Raw genomic sequence first — 25793 nt, 5'->3', positions numbered from 1 at the left:
GTGCGACGTTAAGGTCTGCCCATCATGGCTCACTACAGCGAGCCTGCATAGCGCGGACACGTGAAAGGCTCAATGCACCCCGAGCAATTCGATATCGAACACCAGCGCGCTGCCGGGCGGAATGTCGCTGCCCGCACCGCGGCGGCCGTAGCCCATGCTGGATGGCATGATCACTTCGCGCTTACCACCCACTTTCATGCCTCTGACAGCACTTTCCATGCCGGCAATCACCTCGCCGTCGCCGAGGGTGAAGCTCAGCGGCTCGCCATTGTCATCGGAACTGTCGAACTTGGCGCCGCGGTGGTCCGGCGCCTTGGCGCTGTAGAGCCAGCCGGTGTAGTTGACCTTTACTGTGTCGTCGTCCTCGGCGGTCACGCCGGTACCCACTTTTTGGTCCGTAATCACCAACTTGGTGACGTCGTCGGCATGTACCGATCGCGGGCCGAACGCCGCCAGGGCGAGCAAAGTGGTGGCGAAGAGGGCGAGCGGGCGATACATGGGAAAATTCCGAAAATAGAGAACGCGGCACGTTAGCGGATTGCCGCGAGCCGCGCAGCAGTTTGCATCACAGCCTCGATGTGGTATCACTACGCCCATGATCATCGCCTCGCACCGCTATTACTTTTGGTTTTATGGCTATCCGAAGCCGGCGGCGGAGCATGGTGCGCGATCGTAACTGACAAGATCACCCACTTTCCTAAAAAAGCCGCCAGCCCACCTGGCGGCTTTTTTGTTGGCTGCCGGGCATCAGACACCAAGGAGTTTTCCCATGACCAGCCTGACCGACGATTTACGAATCCGCGCGATCAAAGAGCTAGCTACCCCGGCCGAAGTGATGCTGGATTGCCAGCCCAGCCCCCAGGCGTTCGAGACCGTCGCCAATGCCCGCCGCGCGCTGCATGGCATCCTTGCGGGCGATGACGATCGCCTCGCCGTCGTCATCGGACCTTGTTCGATCCACGACCCCGCCGCCGCGCTGGACTACGCCAAGCGACTGGCCGCCGAGCGCGAGCGCCATGCCGATACGCTGGAAATCGTGATGCGTGTGTATTTCGAAAAGCCGCGCACCACCGTCGGCTGGAAGGGCCTGATCAACGATCCGGATCTGGATGAGAGCTTCCATATCGACAAAGGCCTGCGCCAGGCGCGCCGCCTGCTGTGCGACATCAATGCACTTGGTCTCCCGGCCGGTAGCGAATTCCTGGATCTGATCACCCCGCAATACATTGCCGATCTGGTGGCCTGGGGCGCGATTGGCGCGCGAACCACCGAAAGCCAGTCGCACCGCGAACTTGCTTCCGGACTTTCCTGCCCGGTGGGTTTCAAGAATGGCACCGACGGCAATATCAAGATCGCCGCCGACGCCGTGCTCGCAGCTGCCAGCCCGCATCACTTCGTATCTGTGACCAAAAGCGGACGTGCCGCGATCGTCGCCACGCAAGGCAACGAGGACTGTCACGTCATTCTCCGTGGCGGCAAGTTGCCTAACTACGACGCCCCGCATGTCGACGCGGCTTGTGCTGCGCTGGCGAAGGCGGGCTTGGCTGAGCGCCTGATGATCGACGCCAGTCACGCCAACAGCGGCAAGCAGCCGGAAAACCAGCCACATGTGGTGGCCGATATCGCAGCACAACTGGAAGCGGGCGAATCGCGTATTCAGGGCGTGATGGTGGAAAGCCATCTGGTGGCTGGCCGTCAGGATCTGGTGCCGGGCTGCGAGTTGGTCTACGGGCAGAGCATCACCGACGGCTGCATCGGCTGGGATACCACGGTGCAGGTGCTGGAGCGACTGGCTAAAGCCGTGCGTGTGCGCCGGGAGCGGCAAGCGGAGGCACGCGCTGCGTAAGGTTATCAGGGGTGATGTTGCCCAGCGTATGGGCAGGACGTTTTATGCTTGCGCCTTCCCGCTTGGCAGGAACGCATCATGGCCTACGACATCCATCACCTCACTGCCGCGCATCGTTTCGAAACGCGCGTGGATGGCTTCACCTGCGAACTTGATTACAGCCTGCACGAGCGTGTCATGACCATCAACCACACCGGCGTGCCGTCCGAAGTGGGTGGTCGCGGCATTGCCAGCGAATTGGTGCGCGCCGCTTTCGAGGTGGCCCGAAGTGGAGGCTGGAAGGTGGTGCCAGCTTGCAGCTATGCGCGCGCGTGGATCGAGCGGCATCCGGACTATTCGAGCCTGCTCGCGTGAGCGTCGCAAAACCTGGAGCTTGGGAGCGCCATGAATACGTCGGCTGAAGAAAAGGCTGCCGCGCGCGTAGCGCGCCGCCGTTGGGCGCCCGTGCGTTTCGTGCGCGCTCGGCCGTGGTTGACAGTGTCCACGCTTGTATTTGTCGCAGCATCCAGCGGGATGATGATATCCGGCGTAAAGCCGGCCTCCGCGCTGCTATTGGGTTTTGATCTTGGGGCTTTGCTGTTCCTCAGCATGCTGGCGCGCATGTTCACACGGGCCAGCGCGGAACATCTGGCTCGGCAGGCCTACGCTCAGGACACCGGACGTCGCGGCACGCTCTGCGTTGCCGTCGCGGTTTCTGGCGTGGTGCTGGTAGCACTGTCTACCGAACTGCACGCCGCCAAGAACGGTGGCGCGGTGGTGATGGGCTTGGCAGCGCTGAGCATCGTGCTGTCATGGTTATTCATGAACACCATGTATGCCCTGCATTACGCACACGGCTATTACGGCGATTTTGGCAAACAACACGAAGGGCTGGAGTTTCCGGGCACCAAGCAACCGGATTACTGGGACTTCGTCTACTTTGCCTTCGTTGTCGGCATGTGCTTTCAGGTGTCCGATGTGCAGATCACCAGCCACACTTTGCGACGCACCGCGCTGTTGCACAGCGTCGTGGCGTTTTTCTTCAACGTGTTCATTATCGCGTTGAGCGTCAATATCGCCGCTGGATTGGCGTAATCCGCATGGCCGTCATTCCCGCGAAAGCGGGAATGACGGCCATCAGTGATGCGATATCACATGAAATTTGGCCTGGCGCCGCGGACTCAGTCGCGGAAATTGTCAAACTGCAGCGGCAGCTCCACATCGGCCTTGCGCAGCAAGGCCATCGCGAGTTGCAGGTCGTCGCGCTTCTTGCCAGTGACGCGGACCTTTTCACCGTTGATCTGTGCTTCCACCTTCAGCTTGGCTTCTTTCAGCATCGCGATCAGCTTCTTGGCGATGGGCTGCTCGATGCCTTGCTTCACGGTGATCTTCTGTCGTGCACCGCCGAGGTTGACTTCCGGATCGGCAGTCTCCAGCGCGCGCAGATCGATCTTCCTGGCCGCCAGCCGGCCGCGCAGGATATCCAGCATCTGCTGTAGCTGGAATTCGCTGGGCGCGACCTGGGTGATCACCAGCTTGTCCAGTTCGTACTTGGCATCCGTGCCTTTGAAATCGAAGCGGTTGGTCAGTTCGCGGTTGGCCTGGTCGATAGCATTCGTCAGCTCGTGCTTGTCGACTTCGGAGATCACGTCAAAAGAGGGCATGGCGGGGTCCTTGGCAGGGCAGGCGGCAAGTTTAAGGCATCACTTGTTAGATAATGTATGGATGTTTCATTCGGCGGACTTATGACGGTGATCGCGTGAAAGTGGATGTCCTGGTCGTCGGCGCCGGCGCCGCCGGCCTGATGTGCGCGATAACCGCCGGACAGCGTGGCCGGCGGGTGTTGGTGCTGGATCATGCCAACAAGCCGGGCAAGAAAATCCTGATGTCCGGTGGTGGGCGCTGCAATTTCACCAACCTGGGCGTCACGCCTGCCCAATATCTCTCAGCCAATCCGCATTTTGCTAAGTCCGCGCTGGCACGCTACACGCCGACTGATTTCATTGCGTTGGTCGAGAAGCATCGCATCGCCTATCACGAGAAAGAACTGGGGCAGCTGTTTTGCGATGAGTCCTCCAAGCTGATCGTGCGCATGCTGCTGGACGAGTGCGCGGCGGCAAACGTGCTCATTGAAACCAGTTGCGCCGTTGCGAAGGTACGCAAGACCGATGAAGGTTTCAGCGTGCTCACAGCCAAGGGCGAAGTACATGCCCAATCGCTGGTGATCGCCAGCGGCGGCTTATCCATACCCAGCATGGGCGCGACCGGATTCGGTTACGAACTGGCGCGGCAGTTTGATCACAATGTGTTGGCGACGCGTGCCGGACTTGTTCCGCTGACCTTGAGTGGAAAGCATCAGGAGCATTATCAGGATCTGGCCGGAATGGCCCTGCCGATCGCTGAGGCGCGCGTTGGCAAGCGGAGTTTTCGTGCGGGCTTGCTGTTTACCCATCGCGGTATCAGCGGACCGTCGATTCTGCAGATCTCTTCCTATTGGCAACCGGGCGACGAACTGCGCATGGATCTGTCACCTGAGCAGGATATCGGCGATTGGCTGGTAGCCCAGCGTGCAGCGCGCCCTGCGGCTGAATTGCGTAATGTGCTTGGTGATCTGCTACCGAAGCGTCTCGCGCAACGTTTGTGTGAGCTGTGGCTCGGCAGCAAGCCCATGCGTCAATATCGCGATGCGGAACTGCAGGATATGGGCGCGCGGCTGCACGACTGGCCAATCGTCGCCAGCGGCACCGAAGGCTACCGTACAGCCGAAGTTACGCTCGGAGGCGTCGATACCGATGGTCTCTCGTCCAGCACCATGCAGTCGAAGCTAATACCAGGACTGTATTTCATTGGCGAAGTCGTCGATGTCACAGGCTGGCTTGGCGGCTACAACTTTCAGTGGGCATGGGCGTCGGGGCGTGCAGCGGGCGAAGCGGTCTGATAGGACACGTTGAAGCAAAGTTGTGCGGATTGTGCACATCCTTTCTGCAGGCTTGATGTTCCCTCAATGTCATTCCAGCGAAGGCCGGTATCCACGCTTCGCACTCGCCATGGATTGACCAGCTTCGCTGTTGTGAAGCGCCTCGGCCTTCGCCGGAATGACGATGAGGAAAGATTCAACATCTCAATAAGATGCGTAAGCACGCCTCGATTTTGCAAACACTGAACATCGATCATGGTGAACTAGATGCTTGCAAGCGGAGACAGCGTATGAAAGTTGGCTTTATCGGACTCGGCGCCATGGGCAGTGCCATGGCTAGCAACTTGGTGGCGGCCGGATATAACGTCACGGTGTGGAACCGTTCGGAAGCGGCGACGGAAAAGCTAGCATCGCTGGGCGCGAAGGTGGCGCGCACGCCGGATCGTGCCGTTCAAGGCGATGTGTTGCATAGCATGCTAGCGAATGATCAATCGGTTCGCGCAGTCATATTGGACAGCGGTTTGCTGGATACGATGGATCCGGGCACGGTTCATATCAACCACGCCACCATTTCCATTGAGCTCGTGAGGCAACTGGCGGAAGAACATGCAAAGCGTGGCCTCGAATATGTCGCGGCCCCGGTATTCGGCCGTCCGGATGTCGCGGCCGCAGGCAAGCTCAATGTTCTGGCCGCGGGAAAGGCCAGCGCCATTGAAAAGGTCAGGCCGTTGCTGGACGTGCTGGCTTCCAAGGTGTGGCCGATGGGCGATACGCCGGAGCGCGCGAATGCGGTCAAGCTGGCCGGTAATTTCATGATTGTCGCGGCGATCGAAAGCATGGCTGAAGCCTCCGTGCTCACTCAGGCCTACGGTGTCAGCGCCGCTGATTTCATCGAATTGATAAGCACCACCCTGTTCGCGTCGCCGGTTTATCAGGGTTATGGCAAAGCGATGGCTGAGCAGCGCTTCACACCCCCGGGTTTTGCCCTGCCGCTTGGTCTGAAGGACGTGATGCTGGCGCAGGAAGCGGCGCATGCCGAGCAGGTGCCGATGCCGCTGGCAGGCGTGTTGCGTGACAGCCTGTTGGAAGCGTTGGCCGATGGCGCGGAAGGCATGGATCTGTCCGCACTGGCGCGCGTGTCCGCACGTCGTGCGAATCTGGACCGACGCAACAAGAGCTAGGGCTTCGTGGAAGGACGTTGCGCTAGCCAGTGATCGAGTTGGTTGGCGAACGCCTGCTTGTCGCGCGGATGCAAGGCAGCAGGGCCGCCGGTATCCACGCCGGTGCTGCGCAGCTCTTCCATGAAGTTGCGCATGGTCAGGCGCTGCTGGATGGTGTCCGTTGTATAGAGTTCGCCGCGCGGGTGGATGGCCAGTGCGCCCTTGGCGATCACTGCTGCAGCAAGCGGAATGTCCTGCGTCACGACAAGGTCGCCTGCGATCACTTGGCGCACGATTTCGTTATCGGCCACGTCGAAACCACCCGGTACCTGGATGCTGCGGATATACGGTGACGGCGGCGTGCGCAATGCGTGATTGGCGACCAGCGTCACCGACATCTGTGCGCGCTGCGCTGCGCGGAACAGGATTTCCTTGATCGCGACAGGACAAGCGTCGGCATCCACCCAGATGCGTGGAGCTTCGCTCACACGCCGTTCCAGTGCAGGGTGCCATCGATCACGGTGTTGGTCAGTCCGCCAATCCAGATGCTGCCGTTGACGATATGTGCGATCAGCAAGGCATCGTGGCCCATTTCGCGTCCCTGGCTGACCGAATAACCGCCGGCCAGCGGGCCCTCGGGTTCGGCGTGGAGCAGATAGGCGGCGATCAGGCCGTTGGCAGCGCCGGAGGCGGGATCTTCCACAATACCGACACCCGACGGGAACGCGCGCACCACCAACTGGTAATCGGGGTGGCTGCTGCGTGCAAACGCACACAGCCCCATGCTGCCGCTGGCTACGGCCAGGGCGCCGATGGCGCTATGGTCCGGCTTCCAGGCGCGCAGGCTGGCTTCATCCGCACATTCAGCCAGCCACCAGCGGCGGCCGCCATCGACCAATGCGGGCGGCAGCTTGCCGAGGCCGATGCCGTCAAGCGTGGCGGCGAGCAGGGGATGGGCATGCAGGCCGGTTTTCACCACGCGCGCTTCGGGCGATAGCAGTAATAGTTTTCGCTGTGGGCCGCTGCCTTCCACGCGGATAGGCAGGATGCCGGCGCCGCATTCCTGCCACAGCACGCCATCTTTTGGCTCAGCCAATCCGCATTCGAGCACGGCGTGCGCACTGCCCACGCTCGGATGGCCGGCAAAGGCGATTTCCTTCTGTGGCGTGAAAATCCGCACTTTGTAGCTGGCTTTCGTATCGCTGGGCGGGAGCAGAAAGGTGGTTTCCACCAGATCGGTCCAGTGCGCGTAGCGCTGCATCTGCGCGTCGCTCCAGTCGGTGGCATCCGTGACGACGCCAAGGTGATTGCCTCCGCCGGGACTGGCGGCGAAGACATCCAGGTGCATATAGCGGATGGGTTTCATTCGGCGGTGGAGCTACGGCAAGGCAGGGCTTGGCCGTGCATTCTAGCCGTCGACAACGCGGCGCGTGAACGTCAAGATGGCGAAATTCCAAACATTGTCAGATTCGTCATATGCCGATTACGCTGCTCATCATCCTGGCCGCCACCTGTATCGTCTCGTTCATGGCGTTCAACAACCGCCGCCTGATCGACGATCTGATCCTTTGGCCGCCTGCGATCGAGCGAAAAAAGGAGTATTACCGCCTGGTCACCTATGGCCTGATCCATGCTGATGGCATGCATCTGCTGTTCAACATGTTGACCCTGTTTTTCTTCGGTCGCGTGATGGAATCGTTCTTCACCGCCATACTGGGTGCATTCGGATTTGGCCTGTTCTACCTGGGTGGATTGATCATTTCGATCTTGCCGACCTATCTGAAAAACCGCCGTAACTCGAACTATCACAGCCTGGGCGCTTCCGGCGCGGTTTCCGCCGTGCTGTTTGCCTACGTACTGCTGGAGCCGTGGGCGCGGATACTGGTGTGGTTCGTGCCGGTGCCGGCGATCATCTATGCGGTGTTGTACGTGGGGTATTCGATCTACATGGATCAGCGCGGGCAGGGCAACATCAACCACAGCGCGCACCTGTGGGGCGCGGCCTATGGCGTGATCTTCACCGTGGTGGCGTATCCGCCGGTTTTGCCGCGTTTTCTAGGCGCTTTGTTGCAGCCGGGTATGTGATTTCCGGCACTTGCTCATGGCGTATACATCATGATGATGTCACTGTCTGGTCACAGATCACCCGTCGGAGTACGCACGCATGGCAACGACCCGCAAGTCTGCCGCGAAGAAGTCCGCGGCACGCAAAACCTCTCAACGCGCAAGCTCAAGTAGCAAGAAAGCGGCCCGCAAGTCGCCTGCAGCACGCAAAAAAGCCGTAAAGAAAATCGCGGCCGGCAAGAAAGCGGCAAAGCGGGTGGTTGGCAAAACGGTGAAAAAGGCTGCTGCGAAGAAAGTGGCGAGCAAGAAAGCCGTAAAGAAAGCAGCGAAGAAAACCTCGGTATCCAAGCCCGTATCGCGGGGCGCTGCGCGCAAGGCTCCCGCGAAAAAGGCCGCGGCTAAAAAGGCTTCCGCGGTAAAGAAAGTCGCCCGCAAATCCGCGAAGCGCTCTGCCGCGCCCGTGGCTCCGGTGCTGTCGCCCGTGAGCAAGCGTCCGGTGGCAGCAGCGCCTAAGAAAAAGCCTGCTCCGAAGAAGGCTGAGCCGCGGAAACCCGTCACCAAGCAATCCTTTGCCGAGCACCCATCAGAGGACGCCAGCGCACCGGCGACGACTGCGCATATCAGCCCGGAAGAAGCGGTTGCTCATATTCAGGCTCTTCTGCAAGCCAAGCAGGAGCGCATCAAGAAAGGACCAGCGTGGCCGGGCGCCACCTCCGCGCCGCATTCAGATAACGGCTCTTCGAACAACCACAACGGCAACCATTCCACCGATATAGCGCACAACCATGTGGCGCATGCGCGCGGTGATCAAGACAAAGGCGGCAACGGCTGAGTTTCGCCAGTTCTGATTCCGGTCCCGCTTGCTCGGAAGGTAAGCGGGGCTTGTGTTTTCTTGCTCAGGGCTCATTTACCACAGTAGGACTAGTTTAAGTCCTGTGGATTGCATGGAGTTGCCGCCATGAAACGCTCAATCAAACGCCTGCTCGCCGCCCTGACGCTGGCAGTGCTGATGGTCTCCCTCTCCGGCTGTTATATCGCGCCCGGTTATAGCTACGTACAAAGCAACGGGGCCGTAGGTGATGCCTATTACGGGTCAGACCCTGGTGTTGCTTATGGTGGTTACTACGGCTACGGCTATTACCCCTACTACGGCTATTACCCATACGGTTATGGTGGCTACTGGGGTGGCTATTACGGGTGCTGCTACGGCGGTGGATGGTATGGCCGCGGCCGCTACTACGGGCGTGGTTATCCTGGCTGGCACGGACGTGGTGGATGGTCCGGTGGGCATGGCGGCGGATGGCATGGCAGCGGTTCGCATGGATCGGGTGGCGGTCACTACGGCCATTGACCACCGCTAAACGCACTTAGGTCAGAATGCGGGGATGAATCGACCCCGCATTCTTGTTTCCGGCGTCAAAATCATCTCCTGTGCGGTGATGGCCGCCGTCATTGGCGCATGCGCCGATCTTGATTACTACGCACATGTCACACACGGGGAAAGCTCCCTGTTATTGCAGCGGCGATCGATACGCAAGGTGGTTGCCGATCCAGCCACAGATCCCAAGCTGGCAGCCCGTTTGCAGCTTTCCCAGCAAGCGAGAAAATTTGCATCGGCGCAATTGCACCTGCCGAATAACCGCAGTTACACCTATTACGTCGAACTGCACCGCCCTTATGTGGTGTGGAACGTCTTTGCCACGCCACGCTTCTCGGTCGATGCGGTATTGCAGTGTTTTCCGATTGCCGGCTGCGTGGCATATCGCGGCTGGTTCGATGAAAAGAAAGCCACAGAGAGCGCAGAGAAGCTGAAGGCGCAAGGCAATGATGTCTATATCGGCGGCGTGCCTGCGTATTCCACCCTGGGCTGGTTTGCCGATCCGATCCTCAGCAGCATGATGCGCTGGGATGATGACGACCTGGTCGGCACCATCTTCCACGAACTCGCGCATCAGCTGATCTACGTGAAAGGTGATACGGCTTTCAATGAAAGCTATGCGATGTTCGTGCAGGGTGAGGGGCTCAAAGAGTGGCATCGCTCGCGAGGCGAGCCGGTGGGTGACGACCATGCGCAAGCGATGGACGATGGTTTTACCCAATTGGTGCTCGACCTGCGTGATCGCTTGAAGACGCTCTACGCCAGCGGTGAGGGCGAACAGGCCATGGCCGAGGATAAGGCGCACGACATTGCCGATTTCCGCGAGCGCTACGCCGTTTGGCGCGACAAGTACTGGCCGGGCGATCATCGCTACGACGGCTGGGTGGCGCGCCCCATCAATAACGCAACGCTGCTGCCTTTCGGCCTGTACGACCAGTGGGTGCAGTCGTTTGCCGTCTTGTTCAAGAAGGCAAACGGACAGTGGCCGGATTTCTACGCCCGGGTGAGAGCGCTGGCCAAGGAATCCAAGGCCGCACGCGAAAGCGCGCTACAAGATTTGCTCAAGACGGCGAATGCATCCCAGGCCGGGTTGCCCAGAACGTGATCCCGGGAAATCCGGCTGCTGCAGTCACAACCCGGCTTTGTGTTGTGCCATGTAGTGCAAATAAGCGAGCAGCGCATTCAAGTCCGTATCCGAGAGCGACTCCTGCGTAGGAAAGCCAAACATTTTTGCTTCCGGCCAGCGTCGCAACGATTGCGGGTTGCGGATAAACGCGCGCAGCATATCGTCGCTCAGGTACTCGGTGGGGCTGTGCGGAATATTCAAATCCGGTCCCATATGCGCATCGCCCTGGCCGTTGAGTGTGTGGCAGGCGAAGCAGGTACGTTGGAAGACCATGTAACCCTGGCGAACAGGGCTGTTTGCCGGCAATGACGCGTCGGGCGCCGTGGCGGGAAAGCGCGTCGCGGCATCCTGTGTACGTTGAATCCGGGCAAGTTGGTAAGGCCATTGCTCGGTGCTGATGCCAGCCGCAGCAGGATGGGTCCACACGACGTAGTAGGGACCGGCATCGCCTTTGTTGTCAGGGAGTGCCGGCCAGGGATGGGCTGGGTCTTCAATCGCCAGCCATGCCTTTGCACCAGCGTGATTGAGAATCGCGTCGGCCGTCAGATCGACGGAGAACCCATCGTTGGCAACGAACTGCAGGCGTTCGCCATGTTCCAACCCCGACAACAGCGCCGCCAGTGGTACGGCGCGGTACTGCATGGTGCGGCGGAATGCCACGTCGATCGGGATGGTGACGTTTTGCACATCAGGGCGCGACAGCAACTGCGCGGTGGTCCAGATGTGCGCACCGTGTCCGGTGTCGACGCTTAGGTCCGCTGCGTGTAGGGGTAGGACGAAACACAAAGCTAACAAGCTGATCCAACGCCATCGCATGGTAATGTCCTTGTTGCAACAAATACTTGGATAAAGGTGCAGGTGAAACCGTATGGCGTCAGGCATTCCTAGCTATCGGAAAGCTGAACCGATTCAATCGTGGCCTTGAACTTCGCCCGCACCAACCACACTAAGTATTCGAATCGCCGTGAGGCGACAACCGGATGGCACAGAGCATCGTGACATCCAGGGGCCGGTTCCAAGTTTACCCTCCCCCCGGAACACGACCTAACAAGCCCCGGCCGTTATTCCCCTGGCTGCCGGGGTTTTACTTTTCTAGGAACAGCTTCAGCAGGATAATCGGCACACGCTGCGCACTTTGCGCGCGCATATTTCCATGCCTCGGCATGTCCTTTCCCACCGACATGGAAGTGATCCATGATCGTCAGCTCGCTGCTCGACACTGACCTCTACAAATTCTCCATGATGCAGGTGGTTCTGCATCAATACCCCGGTGCGCATGCGGAATACCGGTTCAAGTGCCGGAACCCGGGGGTGAACCTGGAGCCCTATATCGATGAAATCCGCGAGGAACTGCAAGCGCTATGCAGCTTGCGTTTCACCGAGTCCGAACTCGAATACCTGCGCACCTGGCGTTTCATCAAGAGCGATTTCGTCGATTTCCTGGGGCTGTTCCAACTCAACACCAAATACGTGGAGATTGCGCCTTCGCCGCAAGGGAACGGCGAGATCGAGATCTACATCCGTGGTCCATGGCTGCACACCATCTTGTTTGAAGTGCCGTTGCTGGCCATCGTCAACGAGGTTTATTTCCGCAATACCCATCCCGGGCTCGATCTGAGCGAAGGAAGGCGGCGTTTGCGAGAGAAGATTGCGCTGCTGCGTGACACACCCGGCTACAGCGAATGTCGCATTGCTGACTACGGTACCCGTCGCCGTTTCTCGCGCGAGTGGCACCGCGAAGTGGTAACGACGTTACACGAAGGACTGGGGGCCCAACTGACTGGGACCAGCAATGTCTGGTTGGCTTGGCAATTGGGTTTGCGTCCACTCGGCACGCTGGCGCACGAATATTTGCAAGCACATCAGGCGCTAGGGCCGCGCCTGCGTGATTCCCAGGTAGCCGCGCTGGAGGCTTGGGCTAAGGAATATCGCGGCGACCTGGGCATTGCGCTGTCTGATGTCTACGGATTGACCGCCTTCCTGCGCGATTTCGATATGTATTTCTGCAAACTGTTCGACGGCACGCGCCACGATTCAGGCGATCCGTTTGTGTGGGGTGAGCGGGTGCTGGCGCACTATCAGGACAACCGCGTCGATCCACGCAGCAAGGTGTTGGTTTTCAGCGATGGGCTGGATGTTCCGAAAGTGATGAAGCTCTACGAGCACTTCCACGGGCGCTGTCAGCTTGCCTTTGGTGTCGGTACCAATCTCACCAACGATGTGGGTCCGACGCCGCTCAATATCGTGATCAAGATGGTTCGCTGTAACGGGCAACCCGTCGCGAAGCTGAGCGATTCACCGGGCAAGAACATGTGTGAGGATGATGCGTACATCGCGTACCTGCGGCAGGTGTTCGACATCCCGATTCTGGCCGAGGCTGAATCGGCGGCGTGATGTCGAGGTAAGTCGCATAAAAAAGCCCGCGTAATCAGCGCGGGCTTTTTCTTTCTTCCAACGTCATGTCGATCAGAACGCCGGCAGCACCGCGCCGTGGTACTTCTGTTCAATGAACGCCTTCACTTCCGGGCTGGTGAGCGCCTTCGCCAGTTTTTGTACGCGTGGGTCATTCTGGTTGTCCGGGCGACCGACCAGATAGTTCACGTACGGCGAATTCTTGTCTTCGATCAGCAGCGCGTCCTTGGTCGGATTGAGTCCGGCGGCCAGGGCGTAATTGGTGTTGATCAATGCCAAGTCCACCTCGTCCAGCGTGCGCGGCAGCATCGCGGCTTCGAGCTCCTTGAACTTGAGGTTCTTCGGATTGGCAGTGATGTCCTTGAGGGTGGCCATTTCGTTGTTGGGATCCTTCAACGTGATCAGGCCGTTCTTGGCAAGCAGCAGCAGGGCACGGCTGTTGTTGCTGGGATCGTTCGGAATGGCTACCGTGGCGCCGTCGGACAACTGGTCGATGGACTTGATCTTGTGTGAGTAGGCGCCGAACGGCTCGATATGCACGCCGGTGATGATCACCAGGTTCGTGCCGCGTTCGCGGTTATAGGCATCCAGGTAGGGCTTGGTCTGGAAGTAATTCACATCGATGTTCTTTTCCGCGACCTGCGCATTGGGCTGCACGTAGTCGGCGAACACCTTGATGTCCAGGTTCACGCCTTCCTTCGCCAGGATGGGCTTCACTTCTTTCAGGATCTCCGCGTGCGGCACGGCAGTGGCGGCCACGATGAGCGTCTGGCTATTGGAATCGCCAGAACCGGAGGAGGAGCAGCCGGCCAGAATCAGTGTACCGGCAAGGAAAACCAGGAGCTTCTTCATAGATGGTCCTTGTGCAGTGCAACAGAATAGCCGTCCATACGGCCGAATGCAAAGTGCCCGCACGCAACGGTTCAGGGAAATTCGGGGCCTGGGAGCAACAGGGAGGGGGTCAGCGGCGACTGTAATACGCCACGATCCGGTCACCCAGCATCTGCAGCAACTGCACCAGCACGATCAGCAGCAATACCGTAACGACCATGTAATCGGATTTATAGCTCAGGTAACCATACCGATAGGCCAGGTCGCCCAGTCCGCCCGCGCCGATCGCGCCGCCCATGGCCGTATAGCCGACCAGTGCAATGGCCGTCACCGTGACGCCGGCCCACAGGCTGGCGCGCGCTTCGGGCAGCAGGACATGGCGGACGATCTGCCAGGTCGTGGCGCCCATCGCTTGCGTGGCTTCGATCACGCCATGCTCCACCTCGCGCAACGCTGTTTCCACCAATCGTGCAAAAAACGGGGCAGCCCCAATCACCAGTGGCGGTATGGCGCCACGAATGCCGAGCTTGGTACCGACCAGCACGTAGGTGAGCGGCATCAGCACGATCATCAGGATGATGAAGGGGATCGAGCGCAGCACGTTCACCACCAGCGAGAGCGCGCCGTAGAGTTTGGGCATGGCATGCAGCTGGCCTTTACCCGTCAGGAACAGCAGCACACCCAGCGGCAATCCGATGGCCACGGTGAGTAGCAGTGAGCCGCCGAGCATCAGTAGGGTGTCGATGCATGCCTGGCCGAGTTCGCCCCAGTCGTCGATATTGGGAAACAGGTTCTGCAGCACGGGAATGTGGGTGGCGATCATCGCGCAAGCTCCTCGACTTCGATGCCGGCGTCGCGTAGCGCCTGCAGTGCCCTGTCTACGTTTTCACCTTGCATCGCCAGCGTGAGCTGGCCGTAAGGCAGGTCTTTGATGCGGTCGATGCGGCCGGCAAGAATGTTGTAATCCACGCCTGTCTCGCGCGTGACGCGTCCCAGTGTAGGTGACCAGGTCGCTTCGCCGCGGAAGGACAGGCGCATGATCCGTCCGGGCACATATTGGTAAGGCACATGCTCGCCGGCGGCTTCTTCCGGTAGCGCTTCGTTGACGAAGCGGCGTGTGGTGGGGTGTTGTGGATGCAGGAACACATCCGCGACGGAGCCATATTCGACGATGCGTCCCGCATCCAGCACAGCGACACGATCGCACACCCTGCGAACCACATCCATTTCGTGGGTGATCAGCACGATGGTCAATTTCAACTCACGGTTGATTTCGGCCAGCAGCTCAAGCACCGAGGCAGTGGTCTGCGGATCGAGTGCACTAGTGGCTTCGTCGCACAACAGGATGGACGGTTGATTGGCCAGCGCACGCGCAATACCCACGCGTTGCTTCTGGCCGCCGGAAAGCTGTGACGGATATTTGTTGGCATGTGCTTGCAGGCCGACCCGCTGCAGCAATTCGTCGACGCGCTTGTGTATCGTCGCCGCATCCTTGTCGCCCGCCAGGCGCATCGGAAAAGCGATGTTCTCGGTCACGGTTTGTGACGAGAGCAGATTGAAGTGCTGGAAGATCATGCCGATGCGCTGGCGCGCCGCGCGCAAGGCAGGATCGGGCAGGGTGGTGATGTCGGTATCGCCGATCAGGATGTGGCCGCCGCTAGGGCGTTCGAGCAGGTTGATCAGGCGGATAAGCGTCGATTTGCCGGCCCCGGAATGGCCGATGATGCCAAATACCTCGCCATCGGCGATCTCCAGGCTGAAGGGCTCGAGCGCCGGGATGTCCTTGCCGTTGACACGGTAGGACTTGTGGACATCGACGAATCGGATCACGCGGAACCCTGGGTAATAGCCGGAGCGTGCATTCTATGCCACTGGGTGTGATAAGGAGTGCAGTAGACTGCCATATCGATATTATCTGGAGCGATTGCCATGACCACCGTCTACGACTTCAACGCACGCGACATCGATGGCCAGGACCAGTCGCTATCCACCTGGCGCGGCAAAACCATGCTAGTCGTCAATGTGGCCTCCAAATGCGGCTTCACCCCGCAATACAAAGGGTTGGAGGAACTATGGCGCAAGCATCGCGATCAGGGTTTGGTGGTGCTTGGCTTTCCCTGTGACCAGTTCGGTCATCAGGAGCCTGGTGACGAGGCCGAGATCAAGAACTTCTGCTCGACCAGCTATGACGTGACCTTTCCGCTGTTCGCCAAGGTTGATGTAAACGGCGACAGCGCGCATCCGCTGTATCAGTGGATGAAGAAGCAGGCCAAGGGCTTGCTGGGCAGCGAATCGATCAAGTGGAACTTCACCAAGTTCCTGATTGATGCGGAAGGCAATGTGGTGAAGCGCTACGCGCCGAACGATACGCCGGAAAAGATCGAGAAGGATTTGCAGAAGCGCTGACGCGCTGTAGTTTTTACGTCGCTGTTTGTTACAACGTGACTAGCGGCGTTGTGTGTTGCCTCACCGTCATTCCGGCGTAGGCCGGAATCTATCTCGCACATGTACCATGGATTCCGGCCTACGCCGGAATGACGGTGAGGTTGGTTTCGGGATCTTGGCAAGAAGGGATGATTTCCGGGGCTGCACCGGTTTCAGCTATGCCCCCGAAACCCCGCCAGCAACTCCACGATTGCATCCAGATTTCGGCTCGGACTGGGCTCGTCACCATCATGCACAAAGTTATTGAGCATGATGGCAAATGCCAGACGTTCGCCGGATGCTGTGGTCACATAACCCACAAGGCAACGCACGTAGTTCATGCTGCCGGTCTTGGCGTGCACGTTGTCCATGGCGGGCGTGTTGCGCATGCGCCATTCGAGCGTGCCGTCGACGCCGGCATTGGGTAAGGCGTCGCGCAACTGCGCCGCATACGGCTGGCTGGCGAGCCATGTGAGTAGATGGACCATGGCGTCGGGTGTCGCCAGATCCTGGCGTGACAGTCCGCTGCCTTCTTCGATCTGGCTGGCATCGGGCGAGATGCCGATGCGATCCAGCAGATCGCGCATGGCGCGTATGCCCCATGCTTCCGAACTAAGGAAGCCCGGCGGCGGGTCTCCGCCTTGCATGGCATTGGCCTGCGCTTTCACGCCGGCAATCTGCAGCAGGTTTTGCAGGTAGAGATTCTGCGAGCGCTTCAGTCCGCGCGTCAGCACTTCCATGACCGGTGGCGACAGCACCTGAGCAAGCACGACCGCTTTGTCGAGCCCGATGTTGTCTGGCTCGGGCCAATGCAATGTGCGTACCTGGCCATCGACACGAATGCCGTGGCGTGTCAGCGCCTCGCGCAATAGGGTTCCAGCGAACCAGGCGGGATCGGCGATAGCGAGTTTGAAAGTTTGTGGCTCGCTGTGTGCAGCCACGTTGCCGAATGCATACAGCGTGACGTCACCGGGCGCGCGATAGAGATTGATATCGTTGCGCGTGCGGGGAGCGCTGGTGCTCAGATTGCTGACCACGTGTGCAAGCGCTGCCGGTGGATCGAACATCAGCGAAGCGGGGCGGCCCGGCGCGCTCGATGGTGTGATGGTGAGATCGACGACGTTTTCCTGCACGCTCAGTGCGGACGAGGGCACGGCGAACCAGCTCTGCAAATCACGCGCCTCCCAGCCGGAGCCCGCTTGAGGGCCGCTGAAGTAGCTGTCGTCTGCGATCAGGTCGCCACGCACTTCACGCAAACCAGTGGCGGCCACCTGCGCGGCGAGCTGATCGGCCCAGTCGCTGTTGGTGCCTGGCGTGCCCAAGGTGGGATCACCCATGCCGTGCAGGATCAGCGGCCCTTCCAGGCGGCCTTGCTGGATCGGACGCGTGGCCAGTAACTGGGTGGGAATCCGGTAGTCGGTGCCGAGCGTGTCCAGTACGAGGGCGGCGGTGTAGAGCTTGGCGGTCGAGGCGGGCTGGAGCAGCCGGTCAGCGTCGTGTGCATAGAGCGTACGGCCGGTGTCCAGCGAGGTGATGGCAATGCCCCAACTGGACGAGGCGAAGCGCGGCTGGTCGATCTGCGCATCGATTTCCGCCGTGAGTTGTTCCACGGTTGTGCTGGCCGCGCTGGTCGGTGCACCGGCCGGAACATCCTGCGCATTCGCGGCCAGGCTACACAGCATGCTTGCTGTGCCGAGCCACAGCAGGTATCGCAACGATGCAGTTTTCATGGCCCTAAGTATTGCCGAAGCCTTGTCCTTGGGCGACCCACGCGTGACGTCGTTGTATACGCAAACCCAGCCAGCCGAGACTGGTGGCGCGGATGGCCATGAAGGCGAGGAAGGCCAGCCAAAGCCCCTGGTTGCCCAGGCCACGGGTGAGCCACAGCAGCAGCGCGTAAGACATCACCGACAGCACCATGCCATCGCGCATCTCGCGGGCGCGGGTGGCGCCGATGAACAGACCATCCAGCAGATAGCTCCATACACCTATCAGCGGTAGCACAGTCAACCAGGGCAGGTAGCCGTAGGCCATCGCGCGCACCTCTGGCAAGTTGGTCTGCAGATTCACGAACAGACGCCCAGCCAACCCAAAGAACAGGGCGTAACCCAGACTGCCAATCAGTGCCCATCCGCCAGCGACCACCAGCGCGCGCCGTAGCGCCAGGTTATCGCGCGCACCAATGGCGTGGCCGCACAGCGCTTCGACTGCGTTGGCGAAGCCGTCCAGGCAGAACGCGCAAAGCATCAGGCCATTGAACAGCAGCGCGTTGGCCGCGACGGTGGCATCGCCCAGCCGCGCGCCGAGCAACGAAAGGCTGAAAAAAACACCTTCCAGCAACATGGTGCGTACAAAGATGTCGCGATTCACTGCGAGTAACGGTCGCCAATGATCCCAGCCTCGCATCGCGCGCCAATCGATCCGGCCATCCATGCTGTGCACAACCTGATACGCGCGCCACAGCCCGTAGGCGGCACCGCACCATTCGCCACCGACCGAGGCCACGGCGATACCCGGCACGCCCCAACCGAAGCCAAGCACAAACAGCAGGTTGAGCACGATGTTCACGACATTGGTGACCAGCAACAACGCCAAGGTGGTGCGCGTCCGCTGCGCGCCGATGAACCAGCCGGCCAAGGCGTAATTCAATAGTGCGGCAGGCAGGCCCAGCAAGCGCAAATGCAGGTAATCCAGCGCACGGCTGGTCATCAGCGGCGTGGAATGCATCTGGCCGACCAGCCAGGGCAGCGCCGGCATCATCAGCGCACCCACGATCACGCCAAGCGCCGCCGCCAGCAGCAATGCCTGCGCCTGCACGGTTCGCAGTGCCGAGGCGTCGCCCGCGCCCATGGCTTGGGCGGCGAAGCCGGTCGTGCCCATGCGCAGGAAGCCAAAGCTCCATACCGGCAAGGCGTATACAGCGCTGCCTACGGTCACCGCGCCCAGATCTTGCGTGTGCGGCAGGTGGCCGGCGACGGCGCTGTCGACCAGTGAGACCAGCGGCACGGTCAGGTTGGACAGCATCAGCGGCATGGCCACCGACCACACCTGTCGGTGCGTCGGGCGGTGGCGCCAAGCTTCAAGAAGGGGCGTCATGGTGATGGGATGCGGGGAAGGCGCAGCGATTCTTGCATGATTCCCTGGGGATGCCGTGGTCCATTCTGCATAGGTGCCAGAGCATCCCTGGCGGACGGGATGTTACTCTTAGGGGCCCATCGTCGGCCGAGGTCGGCGCTCATTTCACTTAGCGAGACCAGCATGCAGATCGCCGACAACAGTGTTGTTTCCTTCCATTACACCCTGACCGACGACAGCGGCCAGGTGATCGACAGCTCCGAAGGTCGTGAGCCGCTTACCTATCTTCATGGCACCGGCCAGATCGTGCCGGGCCTGGAGAAGGAGATGGCCGGCCGCGCAGTGGGCGATCAGTTCAAGGTCGATGTGACGCCTGAGGAAGGCTACGGTGTGCATCATCCGGAACTGGCGCAGGAACTGCCGCGCGAAGCGTTCCAGGGTGTGGAAGACATTCAGCCTGGCATGCAGTTCCAGGGCCACGGCCCGCAGGGCGTGATCAATGTGACCGTCACCAAGGTCGATGGCCAAACCGTGCACATCGATGGCAACCATCCGCTCGCCGGCCAGACTCTGCACTTCGACATCGAAGTGACCGAGGTGCGCGCGGCTACTGCCGATGAGCTGTCGCACGGCCATGCACATGGCCCGGGTGGTCATCACCACTGATTGAACTGCGCTGAGTGCCGTGCCTTTACACGGCGCTCAGTACCAGTCGAGCAACGAGATACCTACGCCAAGATAGGTGGCGTTGTGGTTGTAGTCGATGATGCTTTCGCCGTAGCCCTTGAACAGCTCCGCATAGCCGCGCAGGTTGCCGACCAAGGGAAAGCTCCAGGTGAGCCGTCCTGCGCCGTGTTGCTGGCTGCCGCCGCGTAGCGAATCGCGCAGCATCAGGCCGAATTCCTGGCCGTTCCATTCGTGGATGATCTGCATGTCGCCACGGCCGATGTAGTTGCTGATATCTGGATTGTTGTCGTCGGCGGCCTGTTCGGGAATGCGCCACCACGGGCGGAACATCACTGTCCAGTCGTCACGCTCGAAACCGATCTGCGCCATCACCCGATTCCAACTGCGCGAAAGCGGATCGGACTGACCGTTGGATTGATGATCGACGCCAATGCTCAGCAGGCGTCCATCCCAGCCGAACAGCTGATAGTTGGTGTTGAACACCAGCATCGCCTCGGGCTCGTAATCGGTCTCGCGGAATGGGCGCGACAGTTTCGAGTTATAGACCTGCCAATAAGAATCCTGGGTGTAACCCACCCACAAATCACCGATGTCACCGAACACGCCTTGCCAGATCTTGGTCTTCAGGCTGAGCTGGAATTTGCCTTCGATATCCTGCATCCCCAGCGGCGTGTGTTCCGCGTTGACGGGATTGGGGCTGTAGGGAAGGTTGTTCTGGTTGCTCGTGGCAAACACGGGCAGCACGTAGATTGGCTTGTAACCACGCAGGTTGAATGTACCGAGCTTGCTTTCGGGTGACAGTTCCCAGCGGCTGTCGAGCAATGACAGCGGAGCGGTTGTGCCGCCGTTGTTCGGTGTGGTGGTGACGTTCTGCTCGTGCGAAAACACGCTGGAGGAAGTCGCCGTCGCAGGCTCGGTGCGTTTTTTCGCGGCGGGCAATTCGCTGCGACCAGTGGCTTTGTCGTAGCAGGCAAGGCGTTGCGAATCGCTTTCGATCGCGGTGCACGCACGGATATCGGAAGGGTTCGTGTTCTGGGCGCGGGCTGGCGAAACGAACCAGCCGGTGCACACACATGCCATCAGGCAGCTCAAGTGCAGCTTCATGGGCGACTCCCCAAGGCGCCACTCCCCGGCGCGATGCTGCCAAGTCTAACCATTCCTTGTGCAGAAAATAAAAAAGCCGGCCATCAAGGGTGATGGCCGGCATACATGACGCCTTTGACTGCGCGTCCTTGCTGTTGCTCAGTTGAGATCTTTCACCCAGCGCTCATATTGCGCCTTGCTGATGCTGTTGCCGCCATGGGCTGCGTACTCGAAATCGTTCTGCAGCGGCGGATACGCGGCGGCGGCATCCTTGGTGATGACGTTCTTGCCATTGGCAAGCTGCTCAAAGGAAGGTGGCGACGTGGTGGAAGGCGTTTGTCCCATGGTTGAATTGATCGTGACTTGGCCTTGGGCGGAATTGAATGTGGCGCTGTCGGAGCTGGTGGCGGATGGCATTGACTGCTGCGCAAGAGCGGCGCCCGCAAAGAGCATGCTGGTGCTAATCAGGGAAACGAGAAGTGGGATGCGGTATTTCATCATCGTAGCTCCATGCAAGAATGCTCAACATGTCAGACCGCTTTTCGAGTGATGAGTTCACGGCCGAAGAACGCTCCGGCACATCAAGCTTGCAGACACGTTAGCAAGTGCGTGATAAATGCAAGCACAACACATAGGTAATGAATTCGTAAAGGCGACATTCCGTTGAGCGAATCTTCATCTGTTGCAAAACCCATTACGCTGACACAGGCACGTGCACTTCAACTCGCTGCGCAAGGTTTGCTTCAACCTTCACGAAAGCGTGCGACGAGAAATGATCTGCTGGCGTGCATCCAGCGCATGCGCTTGTTGCAGATAGACAGCATTCATGTTGTTGCGCGAAGCCCTTATCTGGTATTGCATGCGCGACTTGGCAGCTATCCGCAAAGTTGGTTGGAAGAGGCGCTGGAAGCGGGCCGCATTGCTGAATGCTGGGCACATGAAGCCTGTTTTGTCACCGCCTCCGATATCGGCCTGCATCGCGCATGGCGGGCGCAATCGGAGAGCACTCATTGGGCAGACAAACATGCTGCGCGCGCCAGGGATGCTCATCCCGAACAGATGCAGGCGTTGCTGGAGCGTGTGCGTGTATCGGGTCCGGTGCGCGCTTCCGACTTTGAACGCGCCGATCGCGGTGCTTCGGGTTGGTGGGAGTGGAAACCCGAAAAGCGCTGGCTGGAAGCGTGGTTCGCGTCAGGCGAATTGATGGTGACCCGACGCGAGCGTTTCCAACGCATCTACGATCTTGCCGAGCGAGTGTTGGACAAGCTCGACCCTTCGTTCGATCACGCTGTACTAACTATGCCGCAGGCGGCGTTGCGCAAGCGATTCATCCTCGACAGCGTGCGCGCGCTTGGCGTGACACAGGCGCGCTGGATTGCCGATTACTTTCGCCTTAAGCCGGCCGTTGACGAGCGTGAGCTGACTCCGTTGCTCGCCACGGGCGAATTGTTGAGTGTGCAAGTGGCTGGTTGGAAGAGTCCGGCATACGTACACCGTGACCACGCAGCGCTGTTGGAGAAAGCTCGCGAAGGCCGCTTGCGTGCGACGAACACGGTGCTGTTGTCGCCATTCGATCCACTGATCTGGGATCGTGCCCGCCTAAGGGACATGTTTGATTTCGACTACAGCATCGAATGTTATGTTCCCGCTGCAAAGCGTAAGTATGGTTATTACGTGCTGCCCATTCTGCATCGGGGTCGATTGATCGGTCGGCTCGATGCGAAGGCGCATCGCGCTGAAGGCGTGTTCGAAGTGAAGGCGCTCTTCCTTGAGAAGCAGGTCGAACCGTCGCAACGCATGCTCGAAGAGCTGGCGCAGGCGATCTCCGACACGGCTGCATGGCATGACACACCGAAGATTCGATTGGGGCGCTGTCGCCCCACCGCGATTGGATCAGTGTTGCGTGCTCACTGGCGCGGATGAGGCTGTTGCCAGGGATGCTGCGGTAGCTGTGCACGGACGACCTTGCAGTGCAGCGTCGAGCTGCTGCGTCATGCCGATGCAGCGGCTGGCCAGATAGGGGCGTACCAGCGGATCGCTGGCGCTCTGTCGCAGACTGGAGAGCATCGATTGGTAATGGTTTTCCAGGACGTCGCCAGAAAAGACGTGCGCGGCGCGGTGGCAGGCTAGATACCGATTCAGATAGGCATTGCAGGCGGGCACACCGATATCGACCACCTGCGGCGCGGCTGGCGCGGCAGTCGGGATCGTCTTGCGGGCAGCGTGCCCACACCCGGCCAAGAGTCCGAGCAGGAGAAAGAGCCCCTGTCTCACGTAAGCCTGTTGAAAGAAATCTGTCTTGTTAGCCAAATCCATGGACATGTTCTCTTTGATTTATTAGCCGGCCAAGCATAGCGCGCCTTGTAAGGAGGCCTTTCCTGAATACCTATTCGCCTTATCTGTGCATTTGCGGTTATGATGGGCGAACTGTGTTTGCCGGGGTCACCGGAGTCACGTGACCCGATGCAGCCGATCACCATCTGCCTCATCGCTCACTCTCAGGGCTTTCCTTAGCACACCAGTTAAGTCGGCCACCTCATGGTGGTTGAGTCTTTGTTTTTGAAAAACCTAGTTTTTTTGGAGTGTGTTACATGTCTGATCGTCAGATCGGTACCGTAAAATGGTTCAATGATGCCAAGGGTTTCGGCTTTATCAGCCGCGACAACGGCCCGGATGTTTTCGTGCATTTCCGCGCGATCCAGGGCAATGGCTTCAAGAGCCTGCAAGAAGGCCAGAAGGTCAGCTTCAAGGTGGTGCAGGGCCAGAAGGGCCTGCAAGCCGATGAAGTCCAGGCAGCCTGATTGCTTGAATAGATAGAATCGGTAAAGCCGGGCTTTTTGAGCTCGGCTTTTGTTTTGTTTTTAAAAGTTGGGTCGCTGGCGAGATGTGAAATTTTGATCACATATCGACATGTCGAACCGATTAAGCTCTCTGCACTGTGTTTGCTTGGTAACGTGCGTATACCGGCGCGACCCGTCTGTGTCACTTCACCTGATCCTCAGCATACCCAGTAAGCCGTTGGCCCGGGCGGGCCAACTGGTCTCAGAGTCAAACGCTGGAACAGATGGAGTACATCATGTCAGATCGTAAGAGCGGTACCGTTAAGTGGTTCAACGATGCGAAGGGTTTCGGGTTCATCTCGCCCGAGGACGGCTCGGCCGACCTTTTCGTGCATTTCCGTGCCATCCAGGGCAATGGCTTCAAGAGCCTCCAGGAAGGCCAGAAGGTCACCTTCAAGGTTGTGCAGGGCCAGAAGGGTCTGCAGGCCGATGAGGTTCAGGCAAGCTAATTGCCCGAATAGATCGATTTAAAAAGCCGGGCTTAATGCCCGGCTTTTTTATTTTCTGGATATTTTGCTGCCGATTTTCATTGTGCTTCCAAACGTGAATTTTTCATCACATATCGCTTTACGAAAATCATTAAGCTCTAGTCACTGTGTCTGCTCGGTATTACGCGTGTCCGCAATGCGGTCCCTGTCCGCAAGGCTCCACTCGATCTTGGCAAACCCAGTAAGCCGTCGGCTCGGGTGGGCCGACTGGTCTCAGAGTTAAACGCTAGAACGGAGTGAGTCATGTCGGATCAACGTGAGGAAGGCACAGTCAAGTGGTTCAATGACGCCAAGGGCTTCGGCTTTATTAGCCGCTCCAATGGCCCGGATGTCTTTGTGCATTTCCGTGCAATCCAGGGTAACGGCTTCAAAAGCCTGAAAGAGGGGCAAAAGGTGGAGTTCAAGGTGGTTCAAGGCCAGAAAGGATTACAGGCCGATGAGGTCGTTCCGAAATAAACCTTGAGCATCGTTTGACAAAATGCTTAAAAGGCCGGCTCATTGCCGGCCTTTTTGTTTCTGTCACGGCCATTAGCTAACCTGTGCGAATGTCTGGATTATCTTCGTCATCTGCCGCCATGGCGGCCAATACCATCATCGCACCTGCTGTTGCGCGCGATGGTGCGCGCAGCGAATTAATCACCGTGCAACCCCGCGACTATCCGCGGCATGTGCTGTATTGGCTGTCGGCGATGGGTGTGCCGGCCAAGCACTACTTGCCGCTGGCCGAAGCCTTGGCTGCGCATGGCATCGCGGTCATGCTGCATGAGTGGCGTGGCATTGGCTCCAGCGATCGACGCGCCGGACGACACGCCAATTGGGGTTACCGCGAATTGCTTGAGGCCGATCTGCCAGCTGGTATCGAGCAGGCCAAGGCGCGTTGGCCGCAGGCAACATTCTGGCTGGGTGGACACAGTCTTGGTGGCCAGCTTTCCTGCCTTTACGCCAGCTTGCATCCCGATCAGGTGGCAGGCATCACGCTGATCGCCAGTGGCGCACCTTATTGGCGGCGTTTTCCTGCGAAGTTCGCGCTTCGTCTTGCCTACACCCTGGTGTCGCCGCTGGCTTCGTTGATGGGGTATTTGCCCGGACGCAGGATCGGTTTTGGCGGCAATGAAGCACGTGGCGTCATCGCGGACTGGTCACGCAGCGGACGAACAGGTCGTTACTCGGTGAGCGGCATGCAAGCCGATTTCACGCATCAATTGGCGGCGATGGCATTGCCAGTGCACGCTTTGTGCTTGCAGGACGATTGGATGGCACCGCCTAGTTCGCTGGCATGGTTGCTGGATGGCATGCCGAACACCTCGAAACAGGTGAGCGCAGTCACGCCGGATCAGCTTGCCGGGCAACGTGCTGATCACTTCACCTGGATGAAAATACCTGATGCGCTTGCCCTGCAGTTGGCTGCGTGGATGGAAGAGCGCCAGGTCGCGTGCTTCAGCGATGAGGCGCAGGCTTGATCATGGGCGGTTCGCCGCCATCT

30 protein-coding genes are annotated in these 25793 nt (G+C 59.4%); 17 read left to right on the top strand and 13 right to left on the bottom strand.

Features of this window, described 5'->3' with window-relative positions:
* Positions 1–69: 69 nt before the first annotated feature.
* Entirely contained in the window at positions 70–498 is a 429-nt protein-coding gene (locus ISN74_RS13485) for an FKBP-type peptidyl-prolyl cis-trans isomerase (RefSeq protein ID WP_188799729.1), read from the bottom strand.
* Between the two features lie 271 nt (positions 499–769).
* Between ISN74_RS13485 and ISN74_RS13480 the strand changes: the two genes are divergently transcribed.
* From ISN74_RS13480 to ISN74_RS13470, 3 genes are all read left to right on the top strand, one after another.
* Positions 770–1846, top strand: a complete 1077-nt coding sequence (locus tag ISN74_RS13480) for a 3-deoxy-7-phosphoheptulonate synthase (RefSeq protein WP_188799728.1) — start codon at positions 770–772, stop codon at positions 1844–1846.
* 78 nt (positions 1847–1924) lie between these two features.
* Positions 1925–2200, top strand: a complete 276-nt coding sequence (locus ISN74_RS13475) for a GNAT family N-acetyltransferase (protein ID WP_188799727.1) — start codon at positions 1925–1927, stop codon at positions 2198–2200.
* 30 nt (positions 2201–2230) lie between these two features.
* Positions 2231–2920, top strand: a complete 690-nt coding sequence (locus ISN74_RS13470) for a DUF1345 domain-containing protein (protein ID WP_188799726.1) — start codon at positions 2231–2233, stop codon at positions 2918–2920.
* 86 nt (positions 2921–3006) lie between these two features.
* Here ISN74_RS13470 and ISN74_RS13465 read toward each other — a convergent pair whose 3' ends face one another.
* The gene (locus ISN74_RS13465) at positions 3007–3489 is read right to left on the bottom strand and encodes a YajQ family cyclic di-GMP-binding protein (RefSeq protein ID WP_188799725.1); all 483 of its coding nucleotides are present in this window, start codon (positions 3487–3489) and stop codon (positions 3007–3009) included.
* A 95-nt stretch (positions 3490–3584) separates the two neighbouring features.
* On the opposite strand from ISN74_RS13465, the gene ISN74_RS13460 reads away from it, so the two are divergent.
* Together ISN74_RS13460 and ISN74_RS13455 are read left to right on the top strand one after the other, a co-directional pair.
* Positions 3585–4763: a BaiN/RdsA family NAD(P)/FAD-dependent oxidoreductase gene (locus ISN74_RS13460; protein WP_229679280.1), complete on the top strand. Its 1179-nt coding sequence runs from the start codon at positions 3585–3587 to the stop codon at positions 4761–4763.
* Between the two features lie 191 nt (positions 4764–4954).
* Positions 4955–5923, top strand: coding sequence for an NAD(P)-dependent oxidoreductase (locus ISN74_RS13455; RefSeq protein ID WP_188799723.1), 969 nt, complete (start codon positions 4955–4957; stop codon positions 5921–5923).
* Here the strand turns inward: ISN74_RS13455 and ISN74_RS13450 are convergent.
* Together ISN74_RS13450 and ISN74_RS13445 are read right to left on the bottom strand one after the other, a co-directional pair.
* Complete coding sequence (locus tag ISN74_RS13450; protein ID WP_188799722.1) at positions 5920–6390, bottom strand: YaiI/YqxD family protein; 471 nt, start codon at positions 6388–6390, stop codon at positions 5920–5922. The two genes, ISN74_RS13455 and ISN74_RS13450, sit on opposite strands and share 4 nt — an antisense overlap.
* A complete protein-coding gene (locus tag ISN74_RS13445; RefSeq protein ID WP_188799721.1) occupies positions 6387–7268 on the bottom strand; it encodes a PhzF family phenazine biosynthesis protein in 882 nt (293 codons plus the stop codon). Before ISN74_RS13445 ends, ISN74_RS13450 begins: the two co-directional genes overlap by 4 nt.
* Positions 7269–7378: 110 nt before the next feature.
* Between ISN74_RS13445 and ISN74_RS13440 the strand changes: the two genes are divergently transcribed.
* The 4 genes from ISN74_RS13440 to ISN74_RS13425 all read left to right on the top strand — a co-directional run bounded on the left by ISN74_RS13440 (position 7379) and on the right by ISN74_RS13425 (position 10449).
* A complete protein-coding gene (locus ISN74_RS13440) occupies positions 7379–7987 on the top strand; it encodes a rhomboid family intramembrane serine protease (RefSeq protein ID WP_188799720.1) in 609 nt (202 codons plus the stop codon).
* Between the two features lie 79 nt (positions 7988–8066).
* On the top strand, positions 8067–8798 hold the full coding sequence (locus ISN74_RS13435) for a histone (RefSeq protein WP_188799719.1): 732 nt from the start codon (positions 8067–8069) through the stop codon (positions 8796–8798).
* A gap of 126 nt (positions 8799–8924) precedes the next feature.
* Positions 8925–9317 carry a hypothetical protein gene (locus tag ISN74_RS13430; protein WP_188799718.1) on the top strand — a complete coding sequence of 131 codons (393 nt, stop codon included), beginning with the start codon at positions 8925–8927 and terminating at the stop codon, positions 9315–9317.
* 34 nt (positions 9318–9351) lie between these two features.
* Positions 9352–10449 (top strand): aminopeptidase, encoded by a 1098-nt coding sequence (locus tag ISN74_RS13425; protein ID WP_229679276.1) that lies wholly within the window; start codon positions 9352–9354, stop codon positions 10447–10449.
* Between the two features lie 24 nt (positions 10450–10473).
* Here the strand turns inward: ISN74_RS13425 and ISN74_RS13420 are convergent, their stop codons facing one another.
* Positions 10474–11286 (bottom strand): cytochrome c, encoded by an 813-nt coding sequence (locus tag ISN74_RS13420; protein WP_188799717.1) that lies wholly within the window; start codon positions 11284–11286, stop codon positions 10474–10476.
* A gap of 378 nt (positions 11287–11664) precedes the next feature.
* Between ISN74_RS13420 and pncB the strand changes: the two genes are divergently transcribed.
* Entirely contained in the window at positions 11665–12864 is a 1200-nt protein-coding gene (pncB, locus tag ISN74_RS13415; RefSeq protein ID WP_188799716.1) for a nicotinate phosphoribosyltransferase, read from the top strand.
* Between the two features lie 72 nt (positions 12865–12936).
* Here the strand turns inward: pncB and ISN74_RS13410 are convergent, their stop codons facing one another.
* The 3 genes from ISN74_RS13410 to ISN74_RS13400 all read right to left on the bottom strand — a co-directional run bounded on the left by ISN74_RS13410 (position 12937) and on the right by ISN74_RS13400 (position 15543).
* Complete coding sequence (locus tag ISN74_RS13410; protein ID WP_188799715.1) at positions 12937–13734, bottom strand: MetQ/NlpA family ABC transporter substrate-binding protein; 798 nt, start codon at positions 13732–13734, stop codon at positions 12937–12939.
* Positions 13735–13843: 109 nt separating this feature from the next.
* Complete coding sequence (locus ISN74_RS13405) at positions 13844–14536, bottom strand: methionine ABC transporter permease (RefSeq protein WP_229679274.1); 693 nt, start codon at positions 14534–14536, stop codon at positions 13844–13846.
* A complete protein-coding gene (locus ISN74_RS13400; RefSeq protein ID WP_188799714.1) occupies positions 14533–15543 on the bottom strand; it encodes a methionine ABC transporter ATP-binding protein in 1011 nt (336 codons plus the stop codon). The genes ISN74_RS13405 and ISN74_RS13400 overlap by 4 nt, the downstream gene beginning before the upstream one ends.
* A 99-nt stretch (positions 15544–15642) precedes the next feature.
* Between ISN74_RS13400 and ISN74_RS13395 the strand changes: the two genes are divergently transcribed.
* Entirely contained in the window at positions 15643–16119 is a 477-nt protein-coding gene (locus ISN74_RS13395; RefSeq protein WP_188799713.1) for a glutathione peroxidase, read from the top strand.
* A gap of 191 nt (positions 16120–16310) precedes the next feature.
* Here the strand turns inward: ISN74_RS13395 and dacB are convergent, their stop codons facing one another.
* Both dacB and ISN74_RS13385 read right to left on the bottom strand, forming a co-directional pair.
* The gene (dacB, locus tag ISN74_RS13390; protein ID WP_188799712.1) at positions 16311–17867 is read right to left on the bottom strand and encodes a D-alanyl-D-alanine carboxypeptidase/D-alanyl-D-alanine endopeptidase; all 1557 of its coding nucleotides are present in this window, start codon (positions 17865–17867) and stop codon (positions 16311–16313) included.
* Between the two features lie 4 nt (positions 17868–17871).
* Positions 17872–19233, bottom strand: a complete 1362-nt coding sequence (locus tag ISN74_RS13385) for an MATE family efflux transporter (RefSeq protein ID WP_188799711.1) — start codon at positions 19231–19233, stop codon at positions 17872–17874.
* A gap of 162 nt (positions 19234–19395) precedes the next feature.
* Between ISN74_RS13385 and ISN74_RS13380 the strand changes: the two genes are divergently transcribed.
* Positions 19396–19878 (top strand): FKBP-type peptidyl-prolyl cis-trans isomerase, encoded by a 483-nt coding sequence (locus tag ISN74_RS13380; protein ID WP_188799710.1) that lies wholly within the window; start codon positions 19396–19398, stop codon positions 19876–19878.
* Positions 19879–19914: 36 nt separating this feature from the next.
* Here ISN74_RS13380 and ISN74_RS13375 read toward each other — a convergent pair whose 3' ends face one another.
* Entirely contained in the window at positions 19915–21003 is a 1089-nt protein-coding gene (locus tag ISN74_RS13375; protein ID WP_188799709.1) for a phospholipase A, read from the bottom strand.
* Between the two features lie 138 nt (positions 21004–21141).
* Positions 21142–21480, bottom strand: coding sequence for a hypothetical protein (locus ISN74_RS13370; protein ID WP_188799708.1), 339 nt, complete (start codon positions 21478–21480; stop codon positions 21142–21144).
* A gap of 300 nt (positions 21481–21780) precedes the next feature.
* Here ISN74_RS13370 and ISN74_RS13365 point away from each other — a divergent pair, with 300 nt between their 5' ends.
* Complete coding sequence (locus tag ISN74_RS13365; RefSeq protein WP_229679273.1) at positions 21781–22905, top strand: winged helix-turn-helix domain-containing protein; 1125 nt, start codon at positions 21781–21783, stop codon at positions 22903–22905.
* On the opposite strand, the gene ISN74_RS13360 is transcribed toward ISN74_RS13365, so the two are convergent.
* Positions 22876–23298, bottom strand: a complete 423-nt coding sequence (locus ISN74_RS13360; protein WP_188799707.1) for a hypothetical protein — start codon at positions 23296–23298, stop codon at positions 22876–22878. The genes ISN74_RS13365 and ISN74_RS13360 overlap by 30 nt on opposite strands.
* 275 nt (positions 23299–23573) lie before the next feature.
* Between ISN74_RS13360 and ISN74_RS13355 the strand changes: the two genes are divergently transcribed.
* The 4 genes from ISN74_RS13355 to ISN74_RS13340 all read left to right on the top strand — a co-directional run bounded on the left by ISN74_RS13355 (position 23574) and on the right by ISN74_RS13340 (position 25770).
* On the top strand, positions 23574–23783 hold the full coding sequence (locus tag ISN74_RS13355) for a cold-shock protein (RefSeq protein ID WP_090450316.1): 210 nt from the start codon (positions 23574–23576) through the stop codon (positions 23781–23783).
* Positions 23784–24058: 275 nt separating this feature from the next.
* On the top strand, positions 24059–24271 hold the full coding sequence (gene cspE, locus ISN74_RS13350; RefSeq protein WP_188799706.1) for a transcription antiterminator/RNA stability regulator CspE: 213 nt from the start codon (positions 24059–24061) through the stop codon (positions 24269–24271).
* Positions 24272–24553: 282 nt separating this feature from the next.
* A complete protein-coding gene (locus ISN74_RS13345; protein ID WP_188799705.1) occupies positions 24554–24766 on the top strand; it encodes a cold-shock protein in 213 nt (70 codons plus the stop codon).
* 89 nt (positions 24767–24855) lie between these two features.
* Entirely contained in the window at positions 24856–25770 is a 915-nt protein-coding gene (locus ISN74_RS13340) for an alpha/beta hydrolase family protein (protein ID WP_188799704.1), read from the top strand.
* Positions 25771–25793 lie beyond the last annotated feature (23 nt).

The sequence above is a fragment of the Dyella caseinilytica genome, assembly GCF_016865235.1.
In the GTDB taxonomy this organism is placed as follows: Bacteria; Pseudomonadota; Gammaproteobacteria; order Xanthomonadales; family Rhodanobacteraceae; genus Dyella_B; species Dyella_B caseinilytica.
The sequence above is the reverse complement of the archived record's forward strand: the minus strand, read 5'-3'. Positions and strand labels throughout refer to the sequence as shown.